Origin of the sequence: Methylobacterium amylolyticum (assembly GCF_030700245.1) — a bacterium.
GTDB lineage: Bacteria > Pseudomonadota > Alphaproteobacteria > Rhizobiales > Beijerinckiaceae > Methylobacterium.
Genome location: NZ_JAUYZI010000076.1, coordinates 1 through 18,410, shown reverse-complemented (window position 1 = coordinate 18,410; position 18,410 = coordinate 1). Strand labels below are relative to the sequence as shown.

At 66.6% G+C, this 18,410-nt stretch carries 13 protein-coding genes and 7 pseudogenes; 13 read left to right on the top strand and 7 right to left on the bottom strand.

From position 1 onward, the window contains the following. Together Q8W71_RS30015 and Q8W71_RS33015 are read left to right on the top strand one after the other, a co-directional pair. Positions 1-309, top strand: a 309-nt coding sequence (locus Q8W71_RS30015) for an integrase core domain-containing protein (protein ID WP_305529035.1), incomplete at its 5' end; no start/stop codon positions are given. 27 nt (positions 310-336) lie between these two features. Then, positions 337-690, top strand: a pseudogene (locus Q8W71_RS33015) (catalase); the annotation flags it as partial. Here the strand turns inward: Q8W71_RS33015 and Q8W71_RS30010 are convergent. Continuing rightward, positions 666-1,478, bottom strand: a pseudogene (locus tag Q8W71_RS30010) (IS91 family transposase); the annotation flags it as partial. The pseudogenes Q8W71_RS33015 and Q8W71_RS30010 sit on opposite strands and share 25 nt — an antisense overlap. A 4-nt stretch (positions 1,479-1,482) precedes the next feature. After that, the gene (locus Q8W71_RS30005) at positions 1,483-2,391 is read right to left on the bottom strand and encodes a tyrosine-type recombinase/integrase (RefSeq protein WP_305529045.1); all 909 of its coding nucleotides are present in this window, start codon (positions 2,389-2,391) and stop codon (positions 1,483-1,485) included. Between the two features lie 329 nt (positions 2,392-2,720). Here Q8W71_RS30005 and Q8W71_RS30000 point away from each other — a divergent pair, with 329 nt between their 5' ends. The 3 genes from Q8W71_RS30000 to Q8W71_RS29990 all read left to right on the top strand — a co-directional run bounded on the left by Q8W71_RS30000 (position 2,721) and on the right by Q8W71_RS29990 (position 5,906). After that, positions 2,721-3,527, top strand: coding sequence for an IclR family transcriptional regulator (locus tag Q8W71_RS30000; protein ID WP_305529044.1), 807 nt, complete (start codon positions 2,721-2,723; stop codon positions 3,525-3,527). Between the two features lie 201 nt (positions 3,528-3,728). Beyond that, the gene (locus Q8W71_RS29995) at positions 3,729-4,910 is read left to right on the top strand and encodes an aminotransferase class V-fold PLP-dependent enzyme (RefSeq protein ID WP_305529043.1); all 1,182 of its coding nucleotides are present in this window, start codon (positions 3,729-3,731) and stop codon (positions 4,908-4,910) included. A gap of 99 nt (positions 4,911-5,009) precedes the next feature. Beyond that, positions 5,010-5,906, top strand: coding sequence for an amino acid ABC transporter substrate-binding protein (locus Q8W71_RS29990; protein WP_305529042.1), 897 nt, complete (start codon positions 5,010-5,012; stop codon positions 5,904-5,906). A 227-nt stretch (positions 5,907-6,133) separates the two neighbouring features. Here Q8W71_RS29990 and Q8W71_RS29985 read toward each other — a convergent pair whose 3' ends face one another. Further along, complete coding sequence (locus tag Q8W71_RS29985) at positions 6,134-7,033, bottom strand: LysR family transcriptional regulator (RefSeq protein WP_305529041.1); 900 nt, start codon at positions 7,031-7,033, stop codon at positions 6,134-6,136. A gap of 173 nt (positions 7,034-7,206) precedes the next feature. Here Q8W71_RS29985 and Q8W71_RS29980 point away from each other — a divergent pair, with 173 nt between their 5' ends. The 7 genes and pseudogenes from Q8W71_RS29980 to Q8W71_RS29945 all read left to right on the top strand — a co-directional run bounded on the left by Q8W71_RS29980 (position 7,207) and on the right by Q8W71_RS29945 (position 16,569). Next, entirely contained in the window at positions 7,207-8,577 is a 1,371-nt protein-coding gene (locus Q8W71_RS29980; protein WP_305529040.1) for a 2-hydroxycarboxylate transporter family protein, read from the top strand. A gap of 22 nt (positions 8,578-8,599) precedes the next feature. Beyond that, positions 8,600-9,460, top strand: coding sequence for an HpcH/HpaI aldolase/citrate lyase family protein (locus Q8W71_RS29975; RefSeq protein ID WP_305529039.1), 861 nt, complete (start codon positions 8,600-8,602; stop codon positions 9,458-9,460). A 4-nt stretch (positions 9,461-9,464) separates the two neighbouring features. Beyond that, positions 9,465-10,724 carry a CaiB/BaiF CoA transferase family protein gene (locus tag Q8W71_RS29970; protein WP_305529038.1) on the top strand — a complete coding sequence of 420 codons (1,260 nt, stop codon included), beginning with the start codon at positions 9,465-9,467 and terminating at the stop codon, positions 10,722-10,724. Between the two features lie 30 nt (positions 10,725-10,754). Then, positions 10,755-11,927, top strand: a complete 1,173-nt coding sequence (locus Q8W71_RS33095) for an amidohydrolase family protein (protein ID WP_458351525.1) — start codon at positions 10,755-10,757, stop codon at positions 11,925-11,927. Between the two features lie 468 nt (positions 11,928-12,395). Beyond that, positions 12,396-13,466 (top strand): DUF3616 domain-containing protein, encoded by a 1,071-nt coding sequence (locus Q8W71_RS29955; protein ID WP_305529037.1) that lies wholly within the window; start codon positions 12,396-12,398, stop codon positions 13,464-13,466. Between the two features lie 167 nt (positions 13,467-13,633). After that, positions 13,634-15,184, top strand: coding sequence for a DUF2272 domain-containing protein (locus Q8W71_RS29950; RefSeq protein WP_305529036.1), 1,551 nt, complete (start codon positions 13,634-13,636; stop codon positions 15,182-15,184). A gap of 385 nt (positions 15,185-15,569) precedes the next feature. Further along, positions 15,570-16,569, top strand: a pseudogene (locus tag Q8W71_RS29945) (IS630 family transposase). A gap of 185 nt (positions 16,570-16,754) precedes the next feature. Here Q8W71_RS29945 and Q8W71_RS33005 read toward each other — a convergent pair. After that, positions 16,755-16,979, bottom strand: a pseudogene (locus Q8W71_RS33005) (transposase family protein); the annotation flags it as partial. 20 nt (positions 16,980-16,999) lie between these two features. Between Q8W71_RS33005 and Q8W71_RS29935 the strand changes: the two are divergent. Further along, a pseudogene (locus tag Q8W71_RS29935) lies at positions 17,000-17,188 on the top strand (transposase); the annotation flags it as partial. A gap of 45 nt (positions 17,189-17,233) precedes the next feature. On the opposite strand, the pseudogene Q8W71_RS29930 reads toward Q8W71_RS29935, so the two are convergent. The 3 genes and pseudogenes from Q8W71_RS29930 to Q8W71_RS29920 form a co-directional block, all read right to left on the bottom strand. Continuing rightward, a pseudogene (locus Q8W71_RS29930) lies at positions 17,234-17,509 on the bottom strand (ATP-binding protein); the annotation flags it as partial. Further along, positions 17,475-18,011: pseudogene (gene istA / locus Q8W71_RS29925) on the bottom strand (IS21 family transposase); the annotation flags it as partial. The pseudogenes Q8W71_RS29930 and istA, both read right to left, overlap by 35 nt. Positions 18,012-18,101: 90 nt before the next feature. Continuing rightward, positions 18,102-18,410, bottom strand: a 309-nt coding sequence (locus Q8W71_RS29920; RefSeq protein WP_305529035.1) for an integrase core domain-containing protein, incomplete at its 5' end; no start/stop codon positions are given.

The following is an 18,410-nucleotide window of genomic DNA, read 5'->3' as shown; positions in this document are numbered from 1 at the left end:
CAGTACACGTCGCTGGCCTTCGGTAATCGCTGCCGGGAGGCGGGTGTGCGCCCGTCGATGGGTTCGGTCGGCGACGCCTACGACAACGCCATGGCCGAGAGCTTCTTCTCCACCCTCGAATGCGAACCGCTCGCCCGCCGCCGCTTCCGCTCGCAGGCAGAGGCGCGCATGGCGGTCTTCAGCTACATCGAGGCCTTCTACAATCCGCTGCGCCGCCACTCGGCGCTCGGCTACCGCTCGCCCATCGTCTACGAGCAGGAGACCGGGTCAAAACCGTCAATCGAGACCCTGCTCAGCCAAGCCCCCTGAACCGTCCACAAAAACGGGGCAATCCCAGGCTTCCGGTACGCAACGGTCGCGTTCTTCCGGGACAACGACGTGGTCTTCGAGCTGAAGGCGCAGCTCTGGGCCGACGCGGAGCGGCAGCCCATCGAGGACGCCTCGGTCGATTGGCCCACCTCGGTCAGTCCGTACCGCACGGTGGCGACGCTTCGCTTGCCACGCCAGGAGGCTTACGGGCCGGACCGAGTCCGCTACTTCGACGAGGTGATGACCTTCCGCCCGGCGCACAGCCTCGTTGCCCACCGCCCCCTCGGCTCGATCATGCGGGCCCGTTTGCAGGTGTACCAAGCGCTCAGCGCTTTCCGCCATCGCGAGAACGGGGTGGAGATGGCGACGCGGTGGGTGTAGCGCGCCAGGTAGGCGAGCACGGCTCTCGGCCCGGCAAACGGCGGCTTGGCGTAGACCACCCAGCGTTTCCTGCGCACCGGGGCGAGTGCGCGGGCGAAGGCCTCAGCGTCGGCGAGCGGGGCCAGGGTGCCGAAGAAGGTGAGCGCCCCGGCCGTGTGGAGGGCGGCGAGCCCGTCCAGGAACAGGCGGCGGAACTGCAGGCCCAGGGCCCGCACCGGCAGGAGGAAGCCGGAGCGCGCGGCGATCCAGCGGGTCCCGTCCGGTGAGAGGCCGCCGCCGGGGACGATCATGTGGACATGGGGATGGTGGGTCATGGCCGAGCCCCAGGTGTGGAGCACGGCGGTGAGGCCGATGCGGGCGCCGAGATGCTTGGGGTCGGCGGCGATCCGCGCCATCGTGGTGCTCGCCGCCCGAAACAGCAGGTCGTAGGCGGCGGCCTTGTTCTGGAGCGCGATGGCGGCGATCTCGGCCGGCAGGGTGAAGACGACGTGGAAGTAGCCGACCGGCAGGAGGTCAGCCTCGCGCGCGGCGAGCCAGTCGCGGGCCGCCGCACCCTGGCAGCGGGGGCAGTGCCGATTGCGGCAGGAGTTGTAGGCGACGCGCAGGTGGCCGCACGCGTCGCAGCCCTCGACATGGCCGCCGAGGCTGGCCGTGCGGCAGCGTTCGATCGCCGCCATCACCTTCAGCGTATCCAGGCTCAGATGCCCGGCCTGCTCGGCGCGGTAGGCCGGACCGGCGACCCGGAAGACGTCGGCCAGCTCGATGGTGGCGTCCGTCGTGGCGGGCATCGCCTCAGCCCGGCGCGGGTCCCTGCCTGTGGAACAGGGCGAGCCTGTCGAGCGGGCTGGTCACGGCCCGCACCGTCCGGGTGGGGACCTTGGCGTAGAGGGCGGTGGTGTCGAGCCGGCTGTGCCCGAGCAGGACCTGGATGACGCGGATGTCGACGCCGTCCTCTAGGAGATGGGTGGCGAAGGAGTGGCGCAGGGTATGGGGGCCGACGCGCTTGGGGATCCCGGCCGCGCGCGCCGCCTCGACGACGATGCGGTGAAGCTGGCGCGCGCTGATCGGCCGTGCCCGGTCCTGCCCGGGGAACAGCCAGCCCTGGCGCTGCACGACGCCCTGCCGGTGCCCTTCGACCCACCAGCGCCGCAGGAGGTCCAAGAGATCGGCCGACAGCATGGCGTTGCGGTCGCGGCCGCCCTTGCCGCGCTCGATCCGCAGGAGCATGCGGGTCGAGTCGATATCGCCGATCCTGAGCGCGGCGACTTCAGCCACGCGCAGTCCCGCGCCGTAGGGGACCGACAGGGCCGCGAGATGCTTCAGGCAGACCGTGGCATCGAGCAGACGCCCGACCTCGTCGGCGCTCAGCACGTCGGGCAGGGTGCGCGGCTGGTTGAGGCGGACCAGCCTGCGGGCGAGATCGGGGCGGTTGAGCGTCTGGACGAAGAAGAAGCGCAGGGCGGAGACGATGGCGTTCATGGTCGGCACGCCGAGGCCGACCTCCTGCTGGGCGATCTGGAAGCGGCGCAGGTCGTCGTCGGTCGCGGTATCGGGTGATCGCCGCAGGAAGGTGGCCAACCGCCCGACGTCGCGGATGTAGTTGCGCTGCGTCTCCCGGGAGAACCGGCGCAGGGTCATGTCGTCGATCAGGCACTGGCGCAGCGAGCCGCCGGCAGCGGCGGGAACGGCAAGGATGGTCATGGGACGGCTCCGCTCGAATGAAGGGAGCCGGGATCGTCCGCCCAGGTCGGGCGACGCTCAATCGGCGCAGGGCGTTCGGATCAATCCGCGGACCGCAGAGCTGCCACCCATCCCGCGCGAGCGGGTTCGTTCAACCACCCATCTCTGTCCTCCGGCAGGTCTGCAATCCGGCAGTCCGGTCGACCTCGGACCGAGCTGTGCGAAAGCCGATCGGCCACCGGATGCGGCTCACGTTGTCGTCTCGTTAGGGTTATCGCTACCGAAGACGAAGCCTTCGAGGTTCGTTCCCGCCGGGCAGAGCCGGACGCTACTCATGCAAGAGACCCATCGTGGCCGATGAACCCGACAGGTCCCGCGACGGACCGCTGGATCGCGCCATCGCCATCCTGACCTTCGTGGCCGAGCAGAAGAAGGCGCTCTCGGCCGCGGAGATTGCCGTTGCGCTCGCCCTGCCAGTCCCGACGGCGCATCGCCTCATCGGCAACCTCGAAGACCGCGGCCTCGTCCAGAAGGCCCTCGGCACCAAGCGCTACGTCGTCGGGAGCAGGCTGGTCACACTGTCGGCCAAAACCATCGGCGCGGCGTTCCGCACCGTGCGCCGCCATGCCGTGCTCAGTGCCGTCGCCGACCGGATCGGCGAGCAGTGCGAGATCGGTGTCGTCCGTGACAACGCGGTGGTCTACGTCGACAGCGTCCGGTCCAAGCAGCAGCAGGGATTGCAGTTCAACCCCGGTGATGCCGCTCCGCTCCACTGCACCTCGACGGGCAAGATCTACATGAGCCGTCTGCCCGCCAAAGTCCGGCATCGACTGGCCCACGCACTCCCGCTCGCCCGGTACACCCCCACGACGATCGCCGATCCCGACGCCCTGCTCGCGCACCTCGAAGCGACGCGGCGCAGGGGCTGGGCGAAGACCAACCAGGAATACGTCGCGGGCGTGGTGGGCTGCGCCGTACCCATCGTCTCGCCGGCTGGCGACCTCATCGCGTGCCTCGGCGTCTCGGTGCCGATGGCACGCGTCGGCTTCGATGGGCTGGATGCGTTCATCGGTCCTTTGCAGGAGGCGGCGGCCCTTCTGTCCAACACCATCCTAAGCGACAACGAAGACTCAGATAATTCTCAATTTTCGGAATGAAAAATACCGATCTGTGAAGAGATAGCTCGACGTGTGGCGGATGTTGTGTATTTTCAAGCCGCTTACCCGGGATGCATAGCTTTTAATCAAAGCTTGGCGGATCGCGCAGCACTCGCGTTACGCAGACATTGAGATGGCTCGAAGGACCCGCCGGCATCTTCCGGCGCGATGCTTCGCCACGCCCACGCTATCGGTGGAACCATGAGCCAGCACTACGACGTCGCCGCCATCCGTCGAGCGTTCCCGGCCGCTGAGCACGTGGTCTACCTCGACAGCGGCTTCCAGACGCCGCTCTCGCGTCCGGTGAAGGAGGCGTACGAGCGCTTCCTGCGCGAGGGCTTCGAGACCGCCGGCCCCAAGCAGATCTGGCTCAACCGGCTTGAAGAGACCCGCGCCAAGGTCGCGGCTCTACTCGGCGCACAGCCGCACGAGATCGCCTTCACCAAGAACACCTCCGAGAGCATGAACATCGCCGCCAACGCGCTGCCGCTCCGCGCCGGCGACAAGGTGCTGATGATCCACGGGGACCACCCCAACAACGCCTATGCCTTCCTCAACCTCGCGAAGAAGGGCGTGGAGGTCGCGTTCATCCCGATGACCGACGTGGTGAACGCGGACAGCTTCCGGTCCCATATCGACGAGAGAACGCGCGCGATCTCCATGTCGCACGTGACCTTTCACGCTGGCCACCGGTTTGACGTCGAGAGCGTGGGTCAGCTCTGCGAGCAGCACGGCCTCTACTTCGTTGTCGATGTGATGCAGGGCATCGGCGTGACGCCGATCGACGCCAAGGCTATGAAGGCCACCTTCATCGGCTCGGGTACGCACAAGGGCCTGCTCGTGCCGCAGGGGCTCGGCCTGCTCTACTGGGACGCGACCAGAGTCGAGTTGGAGCCGGCCTACCTCGCCGCCGCCAGTCTCGCCGAGCCGCCGCTCGATTTCATCGCCCGGCCGGACAACATGGCCCTGCCGGCCACCGCCGGCCGGTTCGAACTCGGCAACTTCAACCTTCCGGCCATCCAGGGCCTCGACGCGGCCATCGACCTGATCAACGCCGTGGGCATCGGGAACGTCGAGGCCCACTGCTTCGATCTCGGCGACTATCTGATCGAGCGCCTCGACCAGCTCGATGTGGGCCTGGTCGGTCCGCGCGACCGGCAGCACCGTGCGCCGCACATCTATGTGGTCGCCCTGCCGGCGACCGAGTGGCTGGACTATTTCACGCAGAACGGCATCCGCGTCTCGCCCGAGCGCGACGGCATCCGCGTGTCGCTCGGTATGTTCAACACTACCGCGGACATCGACCGGCTGATCGAGGCCATCCGCGCCCGCAACGTGCCGTCTACGCAGGCTCGCACGGCCGTGCTGTCGAAGCTTGGGTAGGCTCCGAAGCCGCTCCCCACCCTGATCACTGACGGCACCCGCGCGACTGAGCCGGGTGAGACTCGAATTACGGCCGCAACTACCGAGAGGAGAAGACCGATGTCCCCGTATCGAGCGTTCATACGACTCTCCGGCGCCCTGGCGCTCGGTTTCATGGCGACGACAGCCTGCGCCGAGAGCCCGACGCTGGACAAGATCAAGCGCACGGGGGCCATAACCCTCGGCTATCGTGAGGCGTCGATCCCGTTCTCGTATCTCGGTGGCGATCAGAAGCCGGTCGGTTTCTCGATGGACCTGTGCGCGCAGGTCGTGGACAAGATCAAGAGCGATCTCAAGCTCGACACCCTCGCGGTCAAGCTCCAACCGGTGGACTCCGCCAATCGCATCCCGCTCATGCAGAACGGGACGATCGACATCGAGTGCGGCGGCACGTCCAGCAGCGCCGCCCGGCTCAAGCAAGTCGCCTTCACGGTCGCGACCTTCGTGTCCTCGGCCCGGTGGCTGACCAAGGCCGCGTCCGGCATCCACGACGTGAAGGGCCTCGACGGCAAGACCGTGGTCGTCACGCAGGGCTCGAACGCGGTGGGCTTCGCGTTCGGCATCAAGGCCAAGGGCGGCACCTTCAACATCATCCAGGCCAAGGACCATGGCGAGTCGATGCTGGTGCTCCAGAGCGGGCGCGCCGCGGCCTTCATGGAGGACGACATCCTGCTCGCCAGCCTAAAGTCCCGCGCGCCCGATCCAGCAGCCCTCACCTTCCTGCCGGAGACCTACGACCTGGTGGCCTACGGCCTGATGCTGCGCAGGGAGGATCCGGAGTTCAAGGCGCTCGCGGACGACGTCCTGAAGGGCATGATGGCCTCGGGGGCCTTCGCCACGCTCTACACCAAGTGGTTCGAGAGCCCGATCCCGCCTCGTGACGAGAACCTGAACTTCCCGATGTCCGAGGTCCTGAAGGAGCGCGTCGCCCATCCGAGCGACTCGATCGAATTCTGATCCGTCACTTCGCGCGTCCGGAAGGGGGTGGTCGAGCGGACACTTCCGGTTTCGACCCTACTCGGATCCGCGGGAGGTCTGCTTGTAGATGTCTCAAGTGGGTCTAGACCCTCATCTGCGGGCGCCTCGAAACTCTGATCGGAACTGTGCGAGACGTCGAAAGCGTCTCAAGGCACCGCCTCGCCCGGGTGTACCCATATGAGACGTTATCACGCGCAGGAGTCGTTTCAGGCAGTTGCGACGGACAGACGGGTCTTCAACACCGTGTAGAAGGCCGAGGCCGCCGGGGTCAGGGACACATTGCGGCGGCGCACGAGGCTGATTGTGCGGTGGATCACGGGTTCGGTCAGCAGCACTTCGACCAGCTCTTCGACGATCGAGGTAGCCCGCGAGGCCGCCGGTAGGATTGCCGCGCCAACCCCAGCCGAGACGAGAGCGATCGCCGTTGGCGTGCTCTCTACGACAAACCGCCCGCGCCCCGGCAGACCGGCAGTCGTCAGCTCCGCTTCGATGAGGCGCCTGTTACCGCTGGCGCCGCCCAGCGTGATGAGATCGACACCGCTCAAGTCCGCCCATCGGATCGCCCCCGCACTCGCGAGCGCATGGCCCCGGTGGCAGATCAGAACGAGTGGGTCGCGCATCAGCCTGTCCTCGACGAGATCTGCGTCATCCTCCTGCTGGATGTGGATGCCGAAATCCGCCTCGCCCTGGCGCACGGCCTCGGTCACGAGCCCGCCCGAGCGTTCGAGGATCTGCACCCGGTTCTGGGGGTAGTCGCGCGCGTAGGCGTGCAGCACGTCCGGCAATTGGCGGAACGCGACCGACTGGAGGGTGGCCACCGTCACGTCGCCGACCGAGAGGCGCGAGGTCGTACGTAGGCGCTCGATGCCTTGCGTGAAATCGGCGATGAGGCGGGTGGCCAACGGCAGGAACTCGCTCCCGACCGAGCTGAGCCGCACCGTGCGTGTGGTGCGGTCGAGCAGCGTCAGACCGAGGAAGCCTTCGAGCTTCTGGATGCGCCGGGTCAGCGCCGTCTGCGTCAGGCCGAGCGCCTCGGCAGCCCGGTGATAGCTGCCGAGTTCCGCGATCAGCACGAACGCCTGGACGCCATCGGTCGGCAATCTCATGTCAGAAAATCATGAATTAATGCGATAAATTCATTTTACTCGCACTATCGTGCCGGTGACAAGGGGGGCCGGAGCGCGTCGTGGTCCGGTGCGGTTTGGACAACGATCCGGACGCGACGGCCGCGGGAGAACCCGGCCCAACAACAAGAAGAGCGCACCCTTCGGAGGAAACCATGAGCCTGCACGCCGTCGCCGAGCCCTCGGCTGCGCCCGCCGCCGCGCGCCCCGCCGCACCACAGAAGCTCTTCTGGACGCGGGCGATGGAGACGCGGGTCGGCATCATCCCGCTGCCCGTCTACGTCCTGCTGCTCGGCCTGATCGCCGCCTTCTCGATCAAGGGCAAGATCTCCGGCGAGGTCACAGTGATGATCGCGGTGATCGTCGTGGGCGGCTTCACCTGCGCCGAGATCGGCAAGCGCATCCCGTTCCTGCGGGCGATCGGCGGCTCCTCGCTCGTGACGATCTTCCTGCCCTCGTTCCTCGTCGCCCACCAGCTCCTGCCGACACCGCTGGTCCAGTCGGTCACGGCCTTCACGAAGTCCACGAACTTCATCTACCTGTTCATCACCGCTGTGGTTGTCGGCTCGATCCTGAGCATGGACCGCCGCGTACTGATCCAAGGCTTCGCCAAGATCTTCATCCCGCTCGCCCTCGGCTCGCTCGCCGGGACCGTGGTCGGCGGCAGCGTCGGCTGGCTCGTCGGCATCGGGTTCTGGCGCTCGATCCTCTACGTCGTCGTGCCGGTGATGGCCGGCGGCGTCGGCGAGGGCGCGATCCCGCTGTCGGTCGGCTACGCCGAGGCGATCGGCGCCGACCAGGGCAAGATGCTGGGCCAAATCCTGCCGCTGGTGTTCTTCGGCAACCTCGTGGCAATCGTGATCTGCGGTGCCCTCAACACGCTCGGCAAGCGCCGGCCGGACCTGACCGGCAACGGACAGCTCCAGCCCGGCTCGGGCGAGGCGGGGGAAGCTGACAGCCACGACGCGGCGCACAGCAACACGACCCACATCGACGTGGCCACCATCGCGGCCGGCGGGATCACCGGGATTGCCATCTACGTCTTCGGCACGCTGATCCACTCCGTCGTCGGTCTGCCGGCGCCGGTCGCCATGCTGTTCCTCGTCGTGATGGTGAAGATCTTCAAAGGCGTGCCTGCACCGCTGGCGGAGGGCGCACGGGTTGTGTTCCGGTTCTTCGTGATCGCGGTGACCTACCCGCTGCTGTTCTGCACGGCCGTGGCGCTCACCCCCTGGCACGAGCTGGTCGAGGCGTTCCACCCGGCCAACCTCGTCACCATCGTCGCCACCGTGATCGCGCTGGTCGCCACCGGCTACTACGTCGGACAGCTCCTGAAGATGTATCCGATCGAGACCGCGATCGTGAACGCCTGCCACAGCGGGCTGGGCGGCACCGGCGACGTGATGATCCTCACCGCCGCCGAGCGCATGGAGCTGATGCCGTTCGCCCAGGTCGCCACCCGCATCGGCGGTGCGCTCACCGTCACCGCCGCCATCGTCGCGATGGCCCACTTCAAGGTCCTGTGACGAGATCGGGAGGAGCGCCGCCATGCTGATGCGCAGCAAGCTGTTCGTGCCGGGATCGCGCCCGGAGCTGTTCGCCAAGGCCGCCGCGGGCGCGGCCGATGCGCTCTCCTTCGACCTGGAGGACTCCGTGCCGGCCGCACGCAAGGCCGAGGCGCGGAACAACCTCGCCGCCTACCTGCGCGAGGCGCCGGGCGATCTCGGCAAGGTCGTGGTCGTGCGGGTCAACGCGGTCGGCACCGAGCACTTCGCCGCGGATCTCGCGGCGGTGGCGCTGCCCCGCACGGACATGATCAACCTGCCGATGGTCGAGGATCCCGCGGCCGTCACCGAAGCCGCCGCGCACCTCGACCACCTGCCGGACACCGGCTACATACGGTTGCTCGTCAACATCGAGAGCCCGAGCGGCCTGCGCCGCGCGGCGGAGCTGGCCGGCGCCCATCCCCGGGTGGCGGGCCTGCAGATCGGCTACGCCGACCTGCTGGAGCCCTGCGGCATCCAACGGTCAGATCAGGCGGCGCTGGCCCACATCCGCCTCGTCGTCCGCCTCGCCGCGGCAGAGGCCGGACTCCCCGCCTACGACGGCGCGTTCGCCGGCGTGAAGGACCCGGAGGCCTACCGCGCCGAGTGCGAGGCCGCTCGCCGGCACGGGTTCGCCGGCAAGAGCTGCATACACCCGACCCAGATCGGCATCGCCAACGCCGCTTTCCTGCCGAGCCCGGCCGAGGTCGCGTGGGCGCGCCGCATCCTGGAAGCGGCAGCGGATGCCGAAGCGCGTGGGCTCGGCGCGATCCTCGTCGATGGGCAGATGATCGACCCGCCCTTCCTCAGCCGCGCCCGCGCCACCGTGGCGCTGGCCGACCTGCATCCCGGCACGGAGGCATGAACCCATGAGCGATCTCGCCCAACGCGACTATCAGCCCGGTGCCAGGGGTATCCTCGACGGCGTGCGCGTCCTCGACCTCTCGCGCCTGTTCGCCGGCAACGTGCTGACGCAGATCCTAGGCGACTTCGGCGCCGAGGTGATCAAGGTTGAGCCGCCGGAGGGCGACACCCTGCGCGCCTGGAAGAGCGAAGGCATCGAGACCCACTGGAAGATCTACGCCCGTAACAAGAAGAGCCTGTGCCTGTCGATGCGCGATCCGCGCGCGGTCGATTTGATCCGCAAGCTCGTGCCGTCCTGCCGGATTTTCGTCGAGAGCTTCCGGCCGGGCGTGCTGGAGAAGATGGGGCTGTCGCCCGAGGCGCTGCTCGAACTCAATCCAGGCCTCGTGCTCGTGCGCATCTCAGGCTGGGGGCAGGACGGCCCCTATAGCCAGCGGCCGGGCTTCGGTACGGTGATCGAGGGCTTCTCCGGCTTCGCGTCGATGAACGGCTTCGCCGACCGCGAGCCGGTGCTGCCGCCGATGTACCTCGCCGACGGGGTGGCGGGCCTCTATGGGTCATCCGCCGCGATGATCGCCCTGCGCGAGGTCGAGGTGAACGGCGGCCGGGGGCAGGTGATCGACCTGCCCTTGCTCGACCCGTTATTCGCCATCCTCAGCCCGCAGGTGGCCAACTACCGGCTCACCGGCAAGGTCAAGCCGCGCACCGGCTCGCGCTCGACGAACTCGGCGCCGCGCAACGCCTACCGGTGCAGCGACGGCTCCTATGTCGGGCTCTCGGGCTCGATCCAGAAGATGGCCGAGCGCCTGTTCCGGGCGATCGGCCGGCCGGAGCTGGTGGACGACCCGCGCTTCCGCACCAACGCGGACCGGCTCGCCCACGCGGACGAACTCGAAGTGATCATCGGCGCCTTCATCGGCCAGATGACCCAGGCCGAGACGGTCGCGTTCTTCGAAAAGGCCGAGGTGACGATCGGGCCGATCTACGACGCCTCGCAGATCGTGGCCGACCCGCACGTGATCGAGCGGGAGCTGGTCGCCGACTACCCTGACCCGGAGATGGGGCAGCTTCCGATGCACGCGGTCGTGCCCCGCTTCCTCGGCACCCCCGGCTCGATCCGCACCCCCGCGCCGCAGCTCGGGCAACACAACCGTGAAGTGCTTGCCGGGATCGGCGTCGCGGATCAGGCATTCGAGGAACTGACGCAGGCCGGGGTCATCCGCGGTGGGACGAGTCAACCGATGCCGGACAAGCTGATCGACTGAACCGACAAACGACACGGGAGAATCGAGAGCATGACCACGATCACCCGGCGTAGGCTCATCGCGACCGCCGCGGCCGTCGCTGCGACCGCGGGATCGACGATCGGCGCCGCTTCGGCCCAGGACGGTGCGGTGCCGAACTCGTCCGGCACTGAGCGACCGCGCGCGAAGGCGCCGCCGAACACCTGCGACGCCCACTTCCACATCATCGACGCGCGCTTCCCGCCTGATGCGACGGCCAAACCCGCGGGCATGACCTTCGACGACTACCGCCTGCTCCAGGCGCGGCTCGGCACGACCCGCGCCGTGCCGGTGCAGCCGAAGAACCACGGCACCGACCCGACCTGCCTGCTCGATGCGCTCCAGCGCTTCGACGGGAACGGCCGCGGCATCGCCGTGCTGCACCCGGACGTGACGGACGCCGAGTTGAAGCGTCTCGACGCCGGCTATGTGCGCGGCCTGCGCTTCAGCGTCTGGAACCCCAACGACGCCGTGGCCTCGATCGACATGATCGAGCCGCTGGCCAAGCGCATCGCCGACCTCGGCTGGCACGTGCAACTCCACATGTCGGCCGCGCAGATCGCCGAGAACGCGGCCCTGCTGAACCGCTTGCCGTGCGGGATCGTGTTCGACCACATGGGGCGCCTACCGCCGTCGAAGGGTCCGGACGACCCGGCCTTCAAGACGATCGGCGGGCTGGTGGACAGGGGCCGGACCTGGGTGAAGCTGGCCGGCGCCTACCTCAACACGGAGGTGGGACCGCCGGGCTATCCGGACGCGACGCGCGTCGCGAAGCCGGTCGCTACAGGGACCTGCCCAGCCTCGAGTGCACGACGCGCCTCGCGACGCCAGCCGAACAACTGCTGCGGGGTCAGCCCATGGCGGCGGGCCACCACCGAGACCACCGCGCCGGGCCAGAGCGTCTCGTCCAAAACCGCCGCCTTGGCGTCCGCTGACCAGATCCGTCTGCCGCCCGCGCCGTTGACGAGCTCCAGCCGCCTCGGCTCAAACCTACGCTCAAGTCCAGACACGTGCCGATCCTCCACGCCCCTCAGCGATGGGCATCAGCATCTCAACCCGTCATGCCACCCGATAGGTGGCACCCAGACCACGCTTACGCCGCCTGAAATGATGCTGAGAATGTCTGAGAAAGGTAGGTGTGGTCATTGGCACCGACCATGGCTCGGGTGTTGCCCAGATCCTTAAAACCGCTGGAAGTGAAATCACCCGCTGAGAGGGCGGAGAATTTGCCCCGGGGCAGCTGGATCGTGTGGTTCACCACCGTCAAGTCGGCGACGTGATCGATGTTGCCGGAACCCAGCGTCGTCGAGAACACGAAGGTGTCGTTCCCGGCTCCGCCTTGCGTGTTCGCCTCAGCTTTGACGTCGAGCGCGCTGGCGCCCCCATTGCCCTTCCCCGCGCGCCGGACCGATCTCGAATCGGACGACCTCGATCACCGTGAAGTGCTGGAATAACCGCTACATCCGAGCCGACGACTCTTGATTGAAAGGATCGAAGGTCGATCCCCGCTTCGCTACGGCGACCGGCTGCCGACGCCGCACACATCACGATTTCACTCATGGACGTGGCCCTGGGCTAAATTTTGTTGCATAAGCCACTTGGAGATTGCATTAATAGCGGCAGCAGCGAATTTGGATCGGGAGAAACACAATAATGGTCCACCATCGACTCGCCGCCGCGCTGGGCCTTGCATTGCTGGCGGCAGTCGTCCAGGCGCCAGCTTTCTCGGACGAGGGCCACTGGCCCGTCGATGGTAAGCTGCTTGGCAAGGACGACGAGAAGTCGGAGGATATTAGCGGCATTGCGTGCAGCACGTCGATCGGATTTCCTAGAGACTGCCTTGTCATCGACGACAACCTGCAGTCGGCCCAACGCATCACGCTCTTTGAGGGACGAGGCAAAGCGGGTGCCGTCGTTCCGCTCATCTCCAATCGTTTCGCTTCAAAAGCGTTGGAGCTTGACGGTGAAGGCGTCGCCTTCGCGGAAGACAAGGCTGGCCGCAAGTACTTCTACGTGCTCGGATCGCACGGGCATCCGCGCGACCGTAAGCACAAACTGGACCCCACGAAGGATAGCGACCTGATCGCTGCCAAGATCAAAGCTTCGAGCCAGATCGTCCGACTGGAACTCGTGGGGGACAAGGAGCTTCGCGTGACGCAGCCCGTCGCCTCGCTCAGAGGCGCGATTGCGGCAGTGAAGCCCCTGGCACCTCACGTGGACCGGCGCCTTGAACTAGACGGCGTCACAATCGAAGGTCTCGCGGTCGTGGGGGACCGTCTGTACGCGGGCTTCCGGGCACCTACCTTCAGCCTGACCAAGGACACCGCGTGTGAGCCGTCCTCCGCGGTCGGGCGCCCCTGCGCCCTCGTTCTCTCGGTCAGCCTCCAGGCATTGTTCGAAGGCGGAGCGCTCGATCCGAAGCCCGCGTACCTTCACCTTGGCGACAAACAGGGAATTCGCGACCTCGCGCCGTTCAAGGACGGTCTGCTCGTTCTGTCGGGTCCGGCGGCAGACATCGATGGCACCTACGAGATATTCTGGTGGAATAGGGAATCGGCACCCGCCAAGCTCGCCACGTTGCCGCCTCCCCCGGCGGGAGCAAACAAGAAGGCGGAGGCGATCCTTCCGCTGGACGAGGGCCCGTCAGGCATTCGCATCCTTGTCATGTACGACCTCGCGGAAGAGGGAGCGCCGTTAGCCGTTACGATCCCTTTTCCGAAATGAGGCGCGAGATTGAATGGCTCGCAGGCGAGGGAAGAAGACTTGAACCCAATCCGGCGAAGCCTCAGATCGCTACAATTATCATCGGGACGCGGGGGCAAGCCTGGTGGGAGCCTCGGCCGGGATGACAGGATTAAATGTAAACAAACTTCGAGGTGGGAGGACCGGCCATGGGATACAAGGAAGACTTTGCCAACGATACGGGCTGGACGGCGATCGACGCCAGCACGCGTCTCAACACCAGCGCAGGAAAGATCTTCATCAGGTTCCTGCAGCGGAACGGCGTGGACACGATAATACGGTATTACGCAAGCACGGAACGTCCAAAGACGCTTACGCTGGACGAGGCGAAGTTCCTTTCGAATGAAGGCTTCGCGATACTCCCCGTTTTCCAGGACAGCAGCCGAAACATTTCGCATTTCTCGACCACGTCCGGCAAGAAGAACGCCCGGAGCGCCATCGCCTTCGCCAAATCGGTCGGACAGCCCGTCGGCAAGGGGAGCACGATACTTTTCGCTGTTGATCAAGAATACGAAGTCGCCGAGATCGACGGTCCGATCCTCAACTACTTCAAGGCTGTAAAGTCTACAATCGGTCAGGACTTCAAAATCGGTTGTTATGGCAGTGGCGCGACGCTGAGTAAGCTGCTCTCCGAGAAACTGATAGAGGTGCCATGGCTCTCGATGTCGCGAGCATTCACTGGCACGGAGCAGTTCTTTTACTCTAACAAATGGGCGCTGCGCCAAGTGCCACCGGAGAGGACCGAATCAGAAAGCGGGATCGGGTACGACCGCAACATCATACGCATCTCCCGCAAGACTCTAGGTGCGTTCCAAGTGGGAGCGGACGACAAGGGCATGGTGGCCTGGGACGAGACCGAAGACGCGACCCTGGCCGCACGCGTCACGACCGTCGTGCCCGCCGCGCCTGCTGCAACAGACCTGCTCGTTACGACCGAAGGCCTCCGACTGCGCGATGCTCCTGACGGTGTGATCATACGTGACCTCACGATCGGCGAACGACTCATCGCCATCGGTGCCGCCGACAATGCGGGATGGCGGAAGGTGCGCTCTGGCACCCAGGAGGGCTTCTGCTTCGGCAAGTACTTGCGAACCCCAGACCGTTCTGAAGTCGAGGCATTGCTCCGGACGGCCATCGACGAATGGCTGCGGTTCGACAAAGGCGCGGGCAGCGAGAAGGTAGACCCATACTGCGGCTTCGTCCGCGAAATGTGGGCTGCGATCGGCGAACCCTACGACGGGCGCAGCACCTATCCTAACGGGAAGGATGTCCCATGGTCGGCGGCTTTCATTTCTTGGGTGGTGCGCCTCGCGGGTCCCGCCTATACCAACTTTCAATTCGCTTCGAGCCATTCGATATTCGTGAACAACGCCATCAAAGCTCGATATACTGCGCGGAAGGACAAGCCATTCTGGGGTTTCCGGATCAACGAGGAAAAGCCCGCCCTCGGCGACATTATCCAGCGCAATCGGAGCGGCAACAACTTCAGCTTCTCGTATGCCGAGAACCACGTTCAGTATGAGAGTCACTCGGACATTGTGGTCGAGGTAACTCCCGATGCGGTACGGGTGCTAGGCGGCAATGTCGGCGACACGGTGGGCTTCGGCACGAGGCTGCAGGAGTACCACGTTGGCTCGGACGGCCATCTCATACCCGACCAGGGTATCATTGCGTTGCTGAAGAATAAGGCAGGCATTTAGATCGATGGATCATCGTTATCTTACGAATATGCTGATCGTCCTGGCTATAGCGGTTGATATTAGCGCGAACCCGACCTGAAAGTTTCGCTACCAAAGAGTCCGCCTCAAGGAGGCTTCCTAATTTCACTGGAAGGCAACAATGGGCGTTCAGCAGCGCGATTACGGCAGGACAAAGGTCCGCTTCCGAGAACCGCTCGGCTGGCTGCTACCGGGAGGTAGAGTCGGAGACGGAACGTCGGCTTTGGGGCGAAAGGCCAAAGTCCGGTTGCCACCCAGAGCAGCTGGCCTGCCCCCATTCGGTGGCCCAGGTTCGCAGTTAGAGCCATTCCCGGCGGCGTTGCGACGGGTTAGCGGTTTGCAGCGTTGAGTGGTGAAGGAGCCATCGATGCCTTTACCGTTGTCTGTCGATCTGCGCGAGCGTGTCGTGGCGGCCGTGGCCGAGGGCGCCTCCTTCCATCGAGCGGCGGCCCGGTTCGGTGTAAGCGTGTCGAGTGCCAGCCGCTGGTCGGAGCGGTTCGCGCAGGAAGACCACGTCGCGCCCAAGCCGACGCGCGGCGACGATCGTCTTCCGGCCATCGAGGGGCAGGCCGATCGGATCCTGGCCACCTACGAAGCCCGACCCGAGATCTTCCTGCGCGAGTTGCGCGACGCTCTGGCCGCGCAGGGCGTGCAGACCAGCACGAGCGGCCTCTCGCGCTTCTTCGCCCGCCACGGCATCACCCGCAAAAAGGGGCTCTCTATGCGGCTGAGCAGGAGCGTGCCGACGTGAGGGAGGCCCGCCAAGCCTGGTTCGAGACCATGCCCGACCTCGACCCCGACACGCTCGTCTTCCTCGACGAGACCGCAGCCGCCACCAACATGGCCCGCCGTTACGGACGCGCCCCATGCGGTGAACGGTGCCGGCTCCTTGTGCCCCAGGGCCACTACAAAACCACCACCGTCACAGCCGCCCTGCGCAGCACTGGCCTGTGCGCGCTCAGCCTCGTCGATGGTGCCACCAACGGCGCCCGCTTCCGCAGCTACGTCGCCGACAGCCTCGTCCCGGTGCTGCGACCCGGCGACACCGTGATCCTCGACAACCTGCAGGCCCACAAGGTCGCCGGCGTGCGCGAGGCCATCGAGGCGGTGGGGGCGCGGGTTCTGTACCTTCCGCCCTACAGTCCCGAGTTCAATCCGATCAGGGGATGCCCCGACCGACCTGTCGGTCGGGGACCCCTCAGCAGATCTTCGCCAAGCTCAAGCACCTGCTGCGAACCGCAACCGCCCGCACCGTGCCCGACCTCTGGGCTGCTATCCGCGAGGCCTTCACTCGCTTCACCCCAGACGACTGCCGCAACTGCCTCACCGCCGCCGGATACGAGGACGACTTGGCCGTCGCTACATAGGTGGGAACAGCTTTAGCCGGGATGGCCAGGCGGTGGGCGAGCCGCGCGGCCGGGGCTCCGCCGAGGGCGAGGCCGAGATGGCGCTGCAGGTCATGGGGGCGCCGCGAGCGCCGGGCGTGCGGCGCGGCGACGTCCGGCGGGGTCTCGCTGAAGGTACGGCGGGGGCAGGCGGGATCGCGGCATCGCAGGCGGCGCAAGCGCACGCGCAGGCCGACGGAGCGGCCCTGCCAGGGCAGGTCGGCGACGTGACGCTCGTAGGAGCCGTGGACGCTGTCCGATCGAATACGGCAGGCCGGACAGCACGGTGCTGTCGACCGCGGCACGGCCAGCACCGTCACGTGCTGGGGCTCGGCCGTGACGGCGAGGACGCGCAGCGAGGGCGGGATGAACGGGAGCAGGCGCTTGGGCATGGGGCGGCCTCGGGCGGCCATCAAGCGCGCTGAAGCGCTTCGCCGCCAGCTTGCAGCGCGACGCCGCCGGCATCACGAACGCCATCGCGCTGCCGTGGTCGACCGGCCCGGCGGAGGGCCACATCAGTCGCCTGAAGATGATCAAGCGCAGCATGTACGGACGCGCCGGCTTCGAGTTGCTACGGCAGCGCGTCCTCTGCGCTGTCTGACCCGCCACACAAAGTGACGCAGAACCAAAACCTGGACCCCTTCCGTCACGCTGATGCGGTGACCGCAGGGGATGCGGCGGCCTTCAAGAGGCCGCTGCGTCGCTTCTCGCGCAGCCGGTAGCTGTCACCCCGGATGGTGACGACGTGGCTGTGGTGAAGAAGGCGATCGAGGATCGCGGTCGCCACCACGGCATCTCCGAAGACGCTCCCCCATTCGCCCACCGCTCGGTTCGAGGTGATCAGCATCGCCCCACGCTCGTAGCGGCGCGACACGAGCTGGAAGAACAGGTGTGCGGCGTCCGGCTCGAACGGCAGGTACCCACGCGTCCAGATGCGCCTCCAGCGCCGCGAAGCTCTCGAAGCTGCGTCCGGCCACCGCGTTGTTCTTGACGTAGCCGACCCCGCGCTCGTCCTTCCCTTTGGTGCGCGCCCGGTACGGGGCGCAGGCCCGGGGCCGGAAACCCCAGTGCCGGGCAAACGCCAGGAACTTGGCGTTGAAGCTTACCGTGCGGGTCTCGACGTCGTGGCGGTTGACCAGACCCCGGTCGTTGTCGAGCAGGATCTCGGCCGTCACCCCGCCGAAGTGCCGGAACGCGCTCTCCAGCCCCGCAAACCAACTCTCCTGGCGCTCGTCGCGGAAGGCCCGCACGTGCAGCCGGCGCGAGAAGCCCAGCGTCGCCACGAACAGGAACACCTTCGTCGGCGCCTCGCCGATGCGGATGCGCCGCTCGCCGAAGTCGATCTGCAGCTGGTAGCCGGGCGGCGTCTCGAACCGGACCGTCGCCCGCGCCTCGGCGGCCAGCTCGCGCCGCAGGGGCGCCACCGCCCGCTCGATCGTGCGCAGGCTCAGCGCGATGCCCTTCTCGGCCAGGAGTTCCTGGCGCACTGGGATTGCCCCGTTTTTGTGGACGGTTCAGGGGGCTTGGCTGAGCAGGGTCTCGATTGACGGTTTTGACCCGGTCTCCTGCTCGTAGACGATGGGCGAGCGGTAGCCGAGCGCCGAGTGGCGGCGCAGCGGATTGTAGAAGGCCTCGATGTAGCTGAAGACCGCCATGCGCGCCTCTGCCTGCGAGCGGAAGCGGCGGCGGGCGAGCGGTTCGCATTCGAGGGTGGAGAAGAAGCTCTCGGCCATGGCGTTGTCGTAGGCGTCGCCGACCGAACCCATCGACGGGCGCACACCCGCCTCCCGGCAGCGATTACCGAAGGCCAGCGACGTGTACTG